This is a genomic window from Enterobacter sp. SA197 (assembly GCF_054131575.1).
The window spans coordinates 2,303,654-2,319,175 of record NZ_CP096393.1 but is presented as its reverse complement, the minus strand read 5'-3'; the positions used below and the strand labels follow the sequence as shown (position 1 = coordinate 2,319,175).

General features: G+C 52.8%; 10 protein-coding genes. 2 read left to right on the top strand and 8 right to left on the bottom strand.

The features are described from left to right. Positions 1-78: 78 nt before the first annotated feature. On the top strand, positions 79-1,719 hold the full coding sequence (gene sapA, locus M1D91_RS10865) for an ABC transporter substrate-binding protein SapA (RefSeq protein WP_437431987.1): 1,641 nt from the start codon (positions 79-81) through the stop codon (positions 1,717-1,719). After that, positions 1,716-2,681: a putrescine export ABC transporter permease SapB gene (gene sapB / locus M1D91_RS10860; protein WP_437431986.1), complete on the top strand. Its 966-nt coding sequence runs from the start codon at positions 1,716-1,718 to the stop codon at positions 2,679-2,681. The genes sapA and sapB overlap by 4 nt, the downstream gene beginning before the upstream one ends. A gap of 196 nt (positions 2,682-2,877) precedes the next feature. On the opposite strand, the gene M1D91_RS10855 is transcribed toward sapB, so the two are convergent. The 8 genes from M1D91_RS10855 to M1D91_RS10820 all read right to left on the bottom strand — a co-directional run bounded on the left by M1D91_RS10855 (position 2,878) and on the right by M1D91_RS10820 (position 15,441). Further along, entirely contained in the window at positions 2,878-4,143 is a 1,266-nt protein-coding gene (locus M1D91_RS10855) for a Y-family DNA polymerase (protein WP_437431985.1), read from the bottom strand. A 240-nt stretch (positions 4,144-4,383) separates the two neighbouring features. After that, on the bottom strand, positions 4,384-6,777 hold the full coding sequence (locus tag M1D91_RS10850) for a tail fiber/spike domain-containing protein (protein WP_437431984.1): 2,394 nt from the start codon (positions 6,775-6,777) through the stop codon (positions 4,384-4,386). A gap of 55 nt (positions 6,778-6,832) precedes the next feature. Further along, positions 6,833-9,934 carry a host specificity factor TipJ family phage tail protein gene (locus tag M1D91_RS10845; protein ID WP_437431983.1) on the bottom strand — a complete coding sequence of 1,034 codons (3,102 nt, stop codon included), beginning with the start codon at positions 9,932-9,934 and terminating at the stop codon, positions 6,833-6,835. After that, positions 9,931-10,308 (bottom strand): nitrite transporter, encoded by a 378-nt coding sequence (locus M1D91_RS10840; RefSeq protein ID WP_437431982.1) that lies wholly within the window; start codon positions 10,306-10,308, stop codon positions 9,931-9,933. Before M1D91_RS10840 ends, M1D91_RS10845 begins: the two co-directional genes overlap by 4 nt. An 8-nt stretch (positions 10,309-10,316) precedes the next feature. After that, complete coding sequence (locus M1D91_RS10835) at positions 10,317-10,802, bottom strand: DUF1833 family protein (protein ID WP_437431981.1); 486 nt, start codon at positions 10,800-10,802, stop codon at positions 10,317-10,319. After that, positions 10,799-11,269 carry a hypothetical protein gene (locus tag M1D91_RS10830; protein ID WP_437431980.1) on the bottom strand — a complete coding sequence of 157 codons (471 nt, stop codon included), beginning with the start codon at positions 11,267-11,269 and terminating at the stop codon, positions 10,799-10,801. Before M1D91_RS10830 ends, M1D91_RS10835 begins: the two co-directional genes overlap by 4 nt. Continuing rightward, positions 11,269-14,676 (bottom strand): tape measure protein, encoded by a 3,408-nt coding sequence (locus tag M1D91_RS10825; protein WP_437431979.1) that lies wholly within the window; start codon positions 14,674-14,676, stop codon positions 11,269-11,271. Before M1D91_RS10825 ends, M1D91_RS10830 begins: the two co-directional genes overlap by 1 nt. A gap of 66 nt (positions 14,677-14,742) precedes the next feature. After that, positions 14,743-15,441 carry a hypothetical protein gene (locus tag M1D91_RS10820; protein WP_437431978.1) on the bottom strand — a complete coding sequence of 233 codons (699 nt, stop codon included), beginning with the start codon at positions 15,439-15,441 and terminating at the stop codon, positions 14,743-14,745. Between the last annotated feature and the right edge of the window lie 81 nt (positions 15,442-15,522).

Genomic DNA, 15,522 nt, shown 5'->3' with positions numbered 1-15,522 from the left:
GTCGTTTTCAGACTTTTGTACGTAGCCCTGGCAAGTGCGATACACTTTGCACATGAATCTAAAATCGTTGAATAAATCATGCGTCTGGTTTTTCCATTCCTGCTACTAACAACGACGCTGCTTTCCGGCATGGCCTGGGCGGCGTCGCCGCTTTCCGCCAGCGCCGATATCCGCGACAGCGGTTTCGTTTACTGCGTAAACGGGCAGGTCAGCACCTTTAACCCACAAAAAGCGGGCAGCGGACTGATTGTGGATACGCTCGCAGCGCAACTCTATAACCGCTTGCTGGATGTCGATCCTTATACCTATCGGCTGGTCCCGGAGTTAGCAGAAAGCTGGGAAGTGCTGGATAACGGTGCGACCTATCGGTTTCGCCTGCGCGAAGGGGTGAATTTCCAGCATACCCCCTGGTTTACGCCTCATCGCACGCTCAACGCGGACGATGTGGTATTTACCTTCCAGCGCATTTTCGACAGAGCAAACCCCTGGCATAACATTAATGGCAGCGCCTTCCCCTATTTCGACAGTCTCCAGTTTGCCGACTCCGTTCAGAGCGTGCGTAAACTCGACAGCCGAACCGTGGAATTTCGCCTGCGCCAGCCAGATGCCTCCTTCTTATGGCACTTAGCGACCCATTATGCGTCGGTGATGTCTGCAGAGTATGCCGCCGCACTTGCTAAGAACGATCGCCAGGAACTGCTTGACCGTCAGCCGGTCGGTACGGGGCCTTTTCAGCTGGCAGAATACCGTGCCGGACAGTACGTAAGGTTACAACGTCACGCTCAGTTCTGGCGCGGCACACCCTTAATGCCTCAGGTGGTCGTGGATTTGGGTTCCGGAGGAACCGGACGTCTGTCTAAACTGTTGACCGGCGAGTGTGACGTGCTGGCCTGGCCTGCGGCCAGTCAGCTGACTATTTTGCGCGACGATCCGCGTTTACGCCTCACGCTTCGTCCGGGGATGAATATCGCCTACCTGGCCTTTAATACCGACAAGCCGCCGCTCAATAAGCCCGAAGTCCGGCATGCGCTGGCGCTTGCCATTAATAACCAGCGACTGATGCAGTCAATCTACTACGGCACTGCGGAAACGGCCGCTTCTATTTTACCGCGCGCCTCCTGGGCCTACGACGGTGATGCCAAAGTAACGGCCTATGATCCTGCTGAGGCGCGCGCGCGCCTCAAAGCGCTGGGGGTGGAAAATCTCACCCTTCAGCTTTGGGTGCCCACCACCTCTCAGGCCTGGAACCCGAGCCCGTTAAAAACCGCGGAGCTGATTCAGGCGGATATGGCCCAGGTTGGCGTGAATGTGATTATTGTTCCGGTTGAAGGACGTTTTCAGGAAGCCCGCTTAATGGATATGAACCATGACCTGACGCTATCCGGTTGGGCAACCGACAGCAACGATCCTGATAGTTTCTTCCGCCCCCTGTTAAGCTGTGCGGCCATTGATTCTCAGACCAACTTCGCACACTGGTGCAACCGCGAGTTCGACAGTGTGCTGAGGAAGGCCCTGACTTCACAGCAGCTAGCCGCGCGCATTGACGCTTACGACGAAGCACAAAACATTCTGGCCGAACAGTTACCGGTCTTACCTCTGGCCTCCTCTTTGCGCCTGCAGGCCTACCGTTATGATATAAAAGGGCTGGTGCTCAGTCCCTTCGGCAGCGCCTCCTTTGCCGGTGTCACGCGTGAAAATGAAGAGGTGAAAAAGCCATGATTATCTTTACGTTGCGCCGTCTTCTTTTGCTTATCATGACGCTGTTCCTGCTTACTTTTGTCGGTTTTAGCTTAAGCTATTTCACCCCGCACGCGCCGCTTCAGGGCGCATCGTTGTGGAATGCCTGGGTCTTTTGGTTTACCGGCCTACTGCACTGGGATTTTGGCGTGTCGAGCATTAATGGACAGCTCATTTCTGAACAGCTTAAAGAAGTTTTTCCGGCGACAATGGAGCTGTGCATTCTGGCGTTTGGCTTCGCCTTACTTATCGGCATCCCGGTTGGGATGCTGGCCGGAATTATGCGCAATAAATGGCAGGATAAATTCATCAGCGCCCTTGCGCTTTTGGGCTTCTCAATTCCTGTCTTTTGGCTGGCTCTGCTCCTGACGCTTCTGTTCTCTTTAACATTAGGCTGGCTGCCGGTTTCCGGGCGTTTTGATCTTTTATACGAAGTAAAAAGTGTGACGGGTTTTGCCATTATCGATGCCTGGCTGTCCGACTCTCCCTGGCGGGAAGAGATGATTGTGAGCGCGGTGCGCCACATGGTCCTGCCGGTGCTGACCCTTGCCGTCGCCCCGACGACGGAAGTGATTCGTCTGATGCGTATCAGCACTATTGACGTGTTTGACCATAATTACATTAAAGCCGCAGCTACGCGGGGCATGTCACGGCTGACGATATTACGCAGGCATGTTCTGCATAATGCTCTGCCGCCCGTGATTCCCCGTCTGGGCTTGCAATTTTCCACAATGCTGACGCTGGCGATGATAACCGAAATGGTCTTTAGCTGGCCGGGACTGGGACGCTGGATGATTAATGCTATTCGTCAACAAGACTATGCCGCTATTTCCGCAGGCGTAATGGTGATCGGCTCCCTGGTCATTATCGTAAACGTGCTTTCCGATATTCTGGGCGCACTGGCGAATCCTTTGAAGCATAAGGAATGGTATGCCCTACGATAGCGGTTACATCTATAAGGATTTTACTTATATTATTCAGTTTCTTACATCTATTAAAAACTAAATAAAATATTTTTTTATACGCAATAATGTACACATTGTTTTTTTCGTTAACTCTGGCGCCACGCTTTTGTGGCTGCCAGAGTTAACAACCTTACCCTTACGCTTTGGCTCTTCCGAGGCAATGAAACATGGCTGTTTAACGAACAACCAACAAATCGGAAAATCTGGTTGTATAACGGGGACTCAGCATCTCCCGCTTCATCTGCCATTGCTGCTGGATACCCTGTCCGGCGAAATATAGCGTACCTTTGCCACCTTTGGCGTTTAGTTGGTCAATCATCGTCATTAGAGCATCGCTATTAGAACGCGGTGCGTTGTCGTCAAACAGATTCAACTGCGCGACACCCTGGCTGAAAAAATCGCCCAACATGACCCCGGCTTTCTGATAGCGATGTCCGTCACGCCAGATCGCCTCCAGACAGCGGATCGCTGCGCAGATGATATCTCTACTGTCTTGCGTAGGTGTGAGAAGTTTTATCGAAACGCTGTTGCCGTAGTACGGCTCGTTCAGTGCAAAAGGGCTTGTCTTGACAAACGCTGAGATAAAACGGCAATACTGATGTTCCCTGCGGAGTTTTTCAGCGGCGCGCGCAGCGTAGCTACAGATGGCCTGACGCATTTCTTCATAATCGGTGATACACCCTCCAAAGCTCCGACTACAGACTATTTCCTGCTTGGCTGGCGCAAATTCTTCCAGCTCAAGACATGGTTCGCCGCGCAATTCCCGGATGGTTCTTTCAAGCACAACGTTGAAATGCTTGCGGATCACCCAGGTGCTCTGCTCGGATAAATCCAGCGCGGTGTTTACCCCCATCGCATTCAGTTTTTTGCTGATGCGCCGCCCTACTCCCCAGACGTCCTCCACCCGGACTAGAGCCATTAACCTGCGCTGGCGGTCAACGTTCGACAGATCAACCACGCCACCAGTTTGCCGTTGCCATTTTTTTGCGGCATGATTCGCCAGCTTAGCCAGCGTCTTGGTCGGCGCTATCCCGACGCCAATCGTCAAATGTGTGTTTTGCAAAACTGTTGCGCGTAGCTCCCTTCCGAAATCCTCCAGCACCCGGCAATTTCTTACGCCAGTCAGGTCACAAAATGCCTCATCAATTGAATATATTTCGACACGAGGGGACATTTCCTCCAGGGTTGTCATCACCCGATGGCTCATATCGGCGTACAACTCGTAGTTGCTGGAAAACGGGATTATGCCATGTCGCCTGAAGATCTCTTTTTGTTTGAAATACGGCTCGCCCATAGTCACTAGTGGCTTAGCCTCAGCGCTCCTGGCGATGACGCAGCCGTCGTTATTCGACAAAACGACTACTGGCCGCCCGCGCAGGTCTGGCCTGAACACCGTCTCACACGACGCGTAAAATGAGTTCACATCGCATAATGCAAACATAATGCACATCCATTTTCACTGTATTTTTATACAGTATACGCACTGGTGATTGATCGCAGCAACCGAGCGATGTCATGAATTTGTTCGATGGTAACAATGAGCATTTTTTAGACAATCAGCGGATGGTAAATGTCCATTTTATTTGCAGGGTGAATGTATGTGGCTTATAGGCATCCTTGCCGTGTTCGTCCTTCTGGTCGCGCTGATCGTCAGGTCACATCTGCAGGACATTGATGATAATTACTGAGACTCAAGCTTCGCCAGACGAGCTTCAAGCTCATCCATACGCTTCCAGCACGCCTGAACAGCGTTAACCACAGGTGGAATAAATTCGTCATAACCAAGCGAATACACATCCTCGCCACCATTAACTGAGTGATGTTGCAGGCCGCCGAACTCCACTCCCAATGATTCGCAAAGTGACTGCACTTCCTGTGCAATGAACCAGTGGTGGAAACGCTGCCGCTTATGCGTTCCATCGGGTGTATGCTGAATCGTCTGCTCGATGTACGTTTCTTCACGGTCTTCCATTACCATGATCAACCCGCCATCCACTTCCTTTTCAACCGGAACCTGTACCGTGCGAGTCTTTTCAATCACTTCAACATAGTCATCACGCAGGTCCCAGCGACCATCAACTGCGCGTAAACCAAGGATAAACTCGATCCCCAGTTCGGTGTTTCTTATATCGGATTTATCACGCAGGTCTGAACGATTCTGTACAGTGCCGTACACGTAGGTGGTACTTGCTGAATTACCCACCTGGTTTTGATTGTCCCCTGATACTCTTGCATCTGCTCCAAGAGCCATCGTGTTATTGAAGTTAATGGTGCTACCACCAGATAAAGTCAGGCGTCCCGCATTGAAACCCAGCGCGGTGTTGTTACTTCCGGTCTCATTCGTGATAAGTGATCCGTTCCCTACACTGACATTTCCCGTACCCGTTTTCGTTGCCAGCTGAGAGTTTGTGCCTACAGCAAGGTTGTTATCTCCCGTTACTGACTTGAGTGCAGAATGCCCTATAGCGACAGTGAAAAGCCCCAGTGATACCGAGGCAGTACAGGCCTCAAACCCAATAACGACAGAGCGCTCCACCAGACTGGCAGCGGTCGCCGCCCCGGCACCCACGACTACACTTTGCTTACCGGCCAGGTTTGCGGCCATCGCGTACATGCCAATGCCCGTATTGTCATGCCCCGTTCCAGCCCCTGGGGACGTTGCAGCGCCTGTGCACTGACCTGCGCGATAACCAACAAAAGTGTTATTCGAGCCAATGTTGAAATCACCGCAAAAAGAACCGATGTAAATGCTGTTTGACTGCGAATAGTCACCCGCATTTCCGTGAGCACGATACCCCATCGCGACAACGTATTGGTCAGAACCCCCTTCCCCGCCTGCGGATGCACCGTAAAAGCAGTTGAAGCTACCGTCAGTCAGTTTGCCACCAGCCACGGCACCGAAAAGGGAGTTGTATCGCCCGTTCATCAACCATTCACCGGCGATTGAACCCATAATAGTATTGCCATCGGCATTCAGTCGGTAACCAGCCTGAAAACCCGATACGGTGTTATTGTTTCCTACCTTATTAGTCATCAGAGCGCGTGAACCGAAGGCGGAATTATTGACGCCGGATTCAACATCTAACATCGACCTTGCACCATACGCCGTGTTGTTATACCCGGTAGGCTGAGTAATCGGATCGGTAAGTTGTGGGTCTACTTTTGAGCCACCACCACTGTTACCAAAAAGATTATAGGAGCGGGTCATTTCTGCAGATGAACCTAATCGCAGATAACCTTTGGCAATGTTGATTTTTACATTGACTGTTGTTGCTGTTCCAGCAGCCTCAATGGTGCGGTCGTCAACCCAGGTGAACGCCACGCTAACACCATCGAAGGTGAGTGAAACAGCCGATTTATCCGGGTAGTCATAGAGCAGCGTATAGCGCTCATTTACGCTCACAGAACCTGAAGACCCACCGCGTCGCCACCATTCAGCGTTATCAAAGACGAGCACACCTGGGCCGTAATATTGTGCCTTTTGCCCGAGTGCCATCGGCGTTGAAATACGCCACATCCCGACAGGTACGTAGATAGGTTTGTTAGCCGCTTCTGCTGCCTGAAAGAATGAGTCACAAAGTGTCACCCCACCCGAGACCGCGCCCCATCCGCGCACATCTCCAGTATCGCGCCAGCGCGCCAGTTGTAATTCGGGATACAGCGTCGCACCTGCCGGATTTGTAATCTGGCTGCGCAGAACGGCGTCGCCTACTCCTAACCAGGCCCCCAGGCTCACTCCGCCTGAACTGGCAGGCGTTGAACCTGTCGGAACAGTTTTCGGGAATGCGCCATCCCAGCGGTAATACTCTCCAGTGCTGGTATCGCGGAGAACCTGGTTAGGCAGGGTTAGCGTGGCGCCAGCCTGGAACGAATCCAAAGTGATATAGCCGAAAGCAGCAATAGCCGCCTTAGCCAGTTGCTCAAGCCCGTACCAGGTCTGGCGACTACGCCCGAAGCGATCCTGCCAGAAAGCATTGGTAATATCGTTAATTGCAAAGTCAAAATTCTGCGCGTTGTCGAATAAATCATACGGGCTGGTAGACCCCAGCGGATTCAGGGTGGCGTATTTGGTCATGCTCGCTCCGGGCATAAAAAAACCCGCCGAAGCGGGTTATTTTATTGTGTTGTGATTAAATGACATCGCCGGGGTATGTGGCGTCGTCAAAAGCGTAAAAAGAATCCTGATATTCAGACGCCGTCACCTGGCAGGTTCCGTCTGATTGCGGAGCTATCTCAGTGACGATTGCGTCGTAGCCTGTCTCGGAAGATGAATAAAAAATAAGACGCGGCATTTCTACTGCCGGGTCATCCAGGATCCACTCATTAAAGTTGAGCGAGCTGGTTAATGCCAGTGTGAGGGTGTAATCGTCGACCCGTGCAGGCGTCAATAAGGGCGTAGCTGAACCATCCTGCAGGCGCAACATCACGCGCGGACTGGTGAATGACCAGTCGAGCGGCTCACTGACTTCCAGCGTCAGCAGCGAACCAGACAGTGAAGCGTTAACCACCAGACAACTGAGCGTGTTACTGCCCGGTATATCGTCGGTCAGCACCAGGCGGTCGCCGTAGTTGTAGCAAAGCGCATCCATCTCCGTAGTGGTGGTGAATGTCATTCGCTGGTTCAGATACTTCATCAGGCGTCGCATGCCTATGCGGTAAGCCCTGTCCTGACTGACGACACCGTCCAGTTTGTAACTCTCGATTTTCACCGGGGTCGGATTGTCTGAGGTACGGCACTGCACCGTTTCCTCAGTCCAGGTGGTACCGTTGATATACGTGACATCCACGCCGTCGTAATCGTCCTGCGACGGGACAGAAAACGCCGTCTGTAGCGCCTCTGTTGTCTCCTGCGGGGTGATGGCGCCCACCCAGTTTTTAACCCCCTCACGTCCTACGGACGCCAGCCCGTCCGAAAGAAGGAAGTACCCCATTCCGGCATTCGCAATCATTTTCAGAACATCCAGCGCTGACGCACTGCTGTCAGCGGCCTCAAAGTCGAAGGTCTCACCACGAGGCGTCCAGTAGATGTTTTCCAGTGAGTTGATGGTGGCCGTGTCGATATTGCTCATGCCCAGGCAGGTCAGAACATGCATCAGCGCGCCACTGATAGAGCGCGAAGTGTAGCCGTCATACAGCCTGGTAGCCTCAACGTTCACTCGCCGATCCGACTGACTGGCCAGGCGATTACCAGTGCGGATGGTCAGGGCCATGGTGGTTACGCCAGCGTAGGAGGATGGCCGCTTCGATAGCCGGGAGCGCAACGCCTGCCAGTAGACTGCATTGACCGTCTTCGCGCCCCCTATTTTGGTAGTACGCCGCACCCTGACTTCGTACTGCGCGGCAGCCAGCCCGCTGATACGCCGTGTGTATCCATGTCCGTTCGCTGTTTTGTTCTTAAAGTCATAGGCAGCCTGCGACCAACTGCCGCCCAGCGCAGCATTACGATACTGAACCAGCACGCGGACACTATGTGATTTTGAGGACCCGTCGTTTTTGTACTGAATATGACCGTTCGGGAAGATGAAGTTGCTTTCGATAACTGTCGTCGTCTCGCCGTCCGGGCAGGCAAGGAACGGCCCCAGCCAGTTTTCCGCATCGTTATCACCAGACACAATCGAATCTAGCACGGTGCGACTGGTGAATCCGGGCCATGAAGCATCCACCACAGTTGAGCCATCAGAAGTCACCAGCAGGCGCGCCACGGTAATGGTCGCATCATCGACCGTCGTAATGATGAACGCCCCGGTGCCATACATTACCGAAAGTCGCTGGGTGCCCGCAGGAATGCCGGTGAACGCTTTGCCCGTCGCTGACGTGTACGCCAGCGTAATATGCGCTGGTACGCCCGCAGCGCCACCACTCGATGCCACGCCATGCACATTCACCGGGCTGGTACCGAATACGGCGGCAGGCAGCGTTGAGTTGACAATCGTACCGCCAGTGAAAGGGCTCGACAGTTCGTGAATAACCACCTTGCCCGAGCTGTCGATAGCCACCAGCCCCGAACCGGTCAGGGCATCTGTAATTACGTTTACCAGGCCGCTCATGTTCACGTAATTGGTTACCAGGCTGACTGTATAGGTGAATCCCTGCCAGGTAATGGTGAACGTGTATGGCGTGGCGGTAAAGTCGTAGGTGGACGGCGCGGCGCTGGCCGTAATACTCGCCGCAGTGCCACCGACACCCGGCACCGGCGGTACCTCGGCAGTGTAGGACGCTACAAACAGGTCATAACTGTTATCGTTGAAGGTCAGCGTGATCGGCATGCCCACAACCGGCACCAGTTCGGTGAAGTCACCGTAAATAACGCTGTAGCCACCATCAGCGCTGATGACATAGCTGTCCGGCGCAACAACAGTAATGACAGTGCCCACCACCCAAGAACTCGGCACGCTAATGTCGTCTGAACTGTCGTCGTCATCGCCGTTTTCATTGCTGACGCCAATCAGCGTGATGGTGTTGCCGTCGAAAAGCACCGCGTCCGAACTGACGTAGATTGAGTCCGGCGCCGTGGAGTTAGTATCCAGCCCCGACCCGCTCGACGTTCCCCCTACCTCCGTGGATGACCACCAGTTTTCTGACCGGGTGTCAGCGCCCACGTTCGCGCCGGGCGGGTAGATGGTGTAAGCGACGTCAGTACCGAAACTCGCCACCGGCGTGCTGCCGATACGAATACCTGACTGGGGGATGCTGAAATTTCCCACGCCGATGCAGAGCATCATGCTGGTTCGGAATACCTCAGGATCAGCAGAATCAAACCGACTGATGGGCTGCAGGATGTAGTCCGGGTAAACCCGGTATTTGCCGAACACCTCCCGGATGGGGTCGCCCAGCTTCACGGAGTTCGCTTTGGCTGGATTCAGGTCGAGCTGGTCGCCGTTCTGCGCATTCTGGTTTGCGCTGTCCAGCTGGCTCATCATGTACAGAGAGAAAGCGACGCTGGCTACGGCAACGGCCAGGGCAACATAAGCGCCGTATGCCGCCATAAACGCGGAGACTGCTTCTCCCGGTACCGGATAAATGCGCACGTCGCTGTCTGGTTCGATAACGACATCGGCCCATTGCTCTGCCGGCACCGCCCGCCCGTCGACATCCACCGTGATGGGGTGCTGCATATCCAGTTTGTAGTCAGTGACGTTTTCCGCCAGCCAGCGGTCAATCGTCATGCTCTTGTGTGCGTGAGTTTCCAGCGGCTCGCCCGGGAGTCGTGAAGGATAGAATCTGATGGTCACTGGTAATACTCCACTTTCACATAGCGGCGCTCAAAGCGCGCCAGCGGCAGGATGGTCACGTTATTGCGTGGGTTGCTCTCGATAACCTGCAACTGCCCGTCGAGCAACACCACGATGCCGACATGAGATATCAGCCCGCCTTTGTAACAGGCCGCCACCGCGCCATGCTCAGGCCCGCACCGGGTTGCCTCCCTGAGCACTCCGCGCGCCGTCGCATCCATCGAATCGTCCTTAATCACGCCCTCGAGCACCGGCCAGGCGGGAAGCCCAAGGTCTTTACGCACCTCATGAACGATGCCGTAGCAGTCGAGAACCGGATAAGTTCGGCCCCCCATCCGCCATTTGACGGTCAGGTATTTATCGATGTTGAACATGGTGTTCCTTAAGCAGCGATGTGGCGAAGGCCCGGGAAGGTGTTGAGCAGGTACCGGTAACGAGGCCAGGCCGTGTCCAGCACGTTCATGTAGCCGGCGGTAATCTGCACCTCGGAAGCGGTCCAGTATCCCGATTTGATGTTGAGCGAAAAAGGCACCTCTGCTGGCGCAGTAAGGTCATCAGACGTGTAGCAGCGATATGTCAGGACAGACCCTTTAATGACGGGCAGGGCTTTCCTGATGGTCGTCGACACAAGGCCCTCGATATTGCTGATGGCAAACTGTAAGTCCTGCGTGCCGTCGGCATTCCTTGCAGGCAATGCAAGGTCGATGCCGCAGGCAATGAAGGTTGCCGTGCGCCCATCCTCCAGCGTCCCGGTAATGTCCTCATACCCATGCGTTAGCCAGAACGTATCGTCACCAACCACTATCTCAAGCGTAGGGATGATCACCTCTTTGCCCGAGGACGCGTAGAGCCTGTTAATTGCAGTCATGCTTCAGGCCACTCCCGGTTCAGCGCCAAATCAATGATGCTCTGGTTGATGATGAAGTCCGGGAAGTCACCCCAGCCTGGCGGCAGGATCGGACGCTCCCATAATTCAAGCGTGGCGCTGTATTGCCAGTACCCTAAACCGATCAGCGTCGGCCCCTGGTAGATATCAACGAACCGGCACGCGTAATCATCAAGCCCAATCGGCGCACGAATGCGCATGTTGAACCAGGCTACGCCGTCGGTCAGGGTATCCCTGAACCACGCCTCAAACAGCTGCGACTGCACCTCATTAAAAATCCAGGTCACTCCGGCCTGCGTCGGCGTCGACGTGTACTTTCGTCGCTGCCTGGCGCGGCCCGAGGTTAACTCAGCTCTCAATAATGGACTGACAGGCTGGTAACCGAGGCCGGTTCGCTGGGCTAAAGGGAGGTATTCGTGCGGGTAGTTGATGTCGGTTTGCTTACCCATTAACCGGTTCTCCGTTTGGTAGTCCAGCCACTTTGCAGACCTTTAGACACATTGCCTTTGCCTGCAGCCAGGTCGCCGCTGATTTGCTGGTAGACCTGCTTGCCACCACGGGCAACAGCTGCCTCCACCAGCGCAATGGTTTTGTCATCAGGATTACCGTTGATCTGGATTGTCGGGCTGTAGTGATAAGCGGTCCCTCCGCCGCCCTGCATATCCCGGTTGCTGATGACCTTGCCGTTATCGCCTGGGATCATGTACTGGCTGCCATTCGATGCTTTGAAGATTTCAGGCTTACCGCCTTCACCCACGCGGTACATTGCGTTAGCGGATACCGGGCCGCCGTGCTCGCGAGCGCCAGCAATAGCCAAACCCTTAGCGGCAAGAAGTGAGGATGTGTAGGCCGACTGACCTACTGCTGCTGCACTGCCATATGTTGCAATAGATGCGCTGATAGCTGCAGGGGCCCACGCAGACGCAGCGGCAGTTGCCTGTGCCATAGTAGCCGCCAGAGATGCAGCTGCTGTTGCCTGGCCCATTACCTGATTCTTAACCCACTGCATCCCCATCTCTACGAGGCTGCCAATAACGCTATTGATAATGGTTGAGCCGACGTTAGCCATTGCCTCCTGCAGGCTCTGGGTTCCATTAATCAGACCAGTTAGTGCATTGGTTGCTCCCCCCTGAAGCCCCTCAAGTGAAGACGCCAGCAATTCATTGCCCGCGCTCTGATTGCGGTAAATCTCCCACTGCGCGGCGATGCGAGCCTGTTCGTATTCAGTATCAGCGGCCGCTCTTAGCGCCAGCGCGTTCTGATGGGTTAATACGCCCTGCTGCTCATACTGCTGAATCAGAGCCAGTTTGCGAGCGTTCTCGTTTGCCAGTTGCTGCACCGGGTCAACGGTGCCAGCCGCTTCCTGCTGCGACGTTACCGCTATCTGAGCGCGTATTTTGGCAAGATTATCCTGGTGCGTAGCCTCCAGGCGTTCTGCGGTCTCATTGTACTGTTCCTGACTGATTTTCTTCGCAGTCAGGGCTGTATTCAGATCCTGCACATCCTGCTTATAGGTGGCGTTTTCCCGCGCTTCCGGCAGAAGCTTCTCTGCGGCTGCCTGTGCCTTAATGGCATTAGCAGTGTCCCATTTCTCAGCGGCATATTTCCCGGCAAGAGAAATCTGCTCCTGCGTGGCACCTTTCCCTAAAGATTGCTGGGCGGTCAGAATGGCCTGCTCACGACTTAGCTCTTGTGTAGAATCAGCCGCCAATTCTGACTGCTGTTTGAGGTTCGCCAGTTTCTGCGCGATAGACTCGGCCTGATTTGCTGACTTTTTACCCTGCGATTCTGCCTCTGCTGCCGCCTTTCTCCGCGCCTCCTCAGCCTTTATCTGATCAAAATCAGCACCAGCACGCTCACGTGCTAACCTGACATAATTTTCGGTATCCTCTGGCGATGCGTTGTCTTTTGCTGCAAGTTTCCTGATGTCTTGCTCAGCTTTTAACTGAGCTCGTTTTCTCTCGTTGAATTCACCTTGAAGGGTTATTTGATCTTGCTGCTTGTCTAAATAATCCTGAATATCTTTCGGGCGGTCGACCATGAGGCTGCTGGAGTTAAATTTGTCTTTTGCTTTGGTAGCAAAATTAATCATATCCCCCAACTTGCTCATCATCCCAGCAGCGACGCCAGCCTGTTCACCATCGCGACGAAGCAAATCAATGCCTTGCTTCATAGTTCCGTTTAGCGTAGCGCGTCCAATGTTAATAGCGTTTTGGGTCTGGCTAAGCCGGTTCTGCGCTCTTTCCAGATTCAATGTTGCAATAGCAAGTTTATCTTGCACTCCACCCAAGGCCTCGGCAGCTTGCTTTCCGCGCGTAGTATTTGTACCCCAATTATTAATTTCTTTTTGCTGAAACTGGACGGCATAAGTTGCGTCATTAAATTCTTTTTTCGCGTCCGCAACGGCGTCACTTAATTCAGGGAGACTTTGGCTCATTTTAGCGATTGATGCTGACAACTCTATGTGAGACATCGTCTGGAATTTAGTGCTCAACTCGTTCACGCCGTCAGCGAGATTATTAGCATCATCTCTTGCTTCTTTTGCGCGCTGGGAAAAGTAGAAGATAGCGGTAGCCGCAAGCATAGCTGCGCCACCAGCACCACCAACTAACCGCAACGCTCTGCTTGCAAGACTGGAACCAGCAGATGCTGCAATCTGGGCGGCATTGCTTGCCACTAGCGCCCTGTTGTAATTGGCTACGGCAGCAGTAGCTGCAATTCTAGCGGCTGACAGGCGTTGTTCGGAAGCGGCAGAATTTGTCGCACTAATGGCCGTTAACTTCATCATTTCAGCAAGGCGAATCTCATCCAGCGCACGCTCTTTAGTGACCGCAGCGGCCCGAAGATCAGCGGCCGCTTTATTCGCTGTAGCCTGTGCGGCCGCCATTTCGGCCGCAGCCTGGTTTCTTGCTGCTGCGGCTGCTTTAACCTTCTCCGCAGTGGCGATCGTCAATGCACCAACGTAGCGACTCCCCATAACAGCAGCGGCGGCAGTCAAAACCAAACTTAATGAGGAAATATTTTCACTCACGCTAATAACGGAGTCGTTAAATACCGCCACACCGGCTTTAACGGTAGAGTTTTCACCAAAGAATTTGGTGATGTTATTTCCTGCAACCTGTAAAGCATGGCTGATAGTCGTCGTGGTATTGGCAAATTCATTACCAATGGTGGCACCTTGCGAAAGTAGTCCTTTCACAACAACATCGGTTGTCAACTTACCCTGCGCAGCCATATTACGCATTTGCCCGATGCTGACGCCCATCGAATCAGCCAGAGCAACGATAAGGCGGTTACCCTGTTCGTTTACAGAGTTGAATTCTTCACCACGTAGAGCACCAGATGCCAACCCTTGAGACAACTGAATGATGGCATTCTCAGCTTCTTGCGCAGTGGCTCCTGAGACAACAAACCCCTGGTTAATTATTGTTGTGAGTTTGGATAAGTCATCCGCGCTGGTCCCATATTGGCGCGTTGCTCTTTCGAGTCTTGCATAAAGTGATGCCGTCGCATCAAGGCTGCTTCTGGTTTGCTGAGTAATATTAAAAACGCGTTCGGTTACATCAACCAATTGCTCGCTAGGGCGAAGGGAGTTGGAGAGTTTGTTGCTTACAGTAGCCCATGCGTCAGCATATGCAGCCACCTGCTGTACGGACAATGCCGCGGTAAGAGAAACTGCGACGCGCGACAAACCAGACATAGACTTCTCTGTCCTGCCAATTGCGCTCGTGGATGCATCAAACTTTTTTTCCATCTGATCCAGGCGTTCATTGACCTGCTTCTGTCCAATAAGCAGCGGCTCGACATCAGCACTCACGGTGTAAACGATACTTCCTGCATCCTGTTCTGCGGCCATTTACTTTTCTCCAGGCAATAAAAAACCCCGCCGGAGCGGGGCTAGTTGATTCAATTCACAGTTTAATTAGTCTTCTCCTAAGCGCACTGCCGCACACGGAGTAAAACTATGTGCATCTGATATATACCCGCTAACCTTCTGTGGGTTATATGCAACTCGCATTGATCCACCATTGAAAGTAATAAAATATTCACCGTTTTTAAATGATGATTTATCACCTTGATAGTATGAATCCCCAAGCATAACAAGCGGCTTAGAGCCTGTTGAAAACCCTACGCTACCAGCCCATCCGCATTCAAGCAGCATGAAAAGGTGAGTCTCTTTGAGGAAAAATTTATTTGCCTCTTTTCCTCCCCATGGGATGGATGCAATTCTATTCATCTGTTTTTTGACGTCTGATTTCGTTATATCGTTTTCTATTTTATCGTTATCTAATAAGCATCTTGCCCATTGCTCTGTAGTTTTTTTTATTCTGTCAGATATGGCAAAGTTAGACCTATCTATACTGGCAGCAAAAACCTTTGTCTTATCATCAAGTAAAATCATTCCATTTTTCTTTTCGTTTAATGGAGGTGATATGACATAAGAACCATCTGGTCTGTATGCGGTAAAGATCTTTCCGTCAAATAACACATTTGCATTGCCTTTAATGAAAAGTTTTGGAGATGCAGACAAATCACCAACCGAATACTCGCATGATAACTTTTCACTAGCCACGGCCAACCCAGAGACCATTAAAAGCCCGAATGCAAAAACGCTCTTCATATCCCTATCCCCATCGGTAAAAGTGATCACATCCTATTAAGGAATAGCACAAGCGCAACGGCGGCGATGATTTGTTGGACT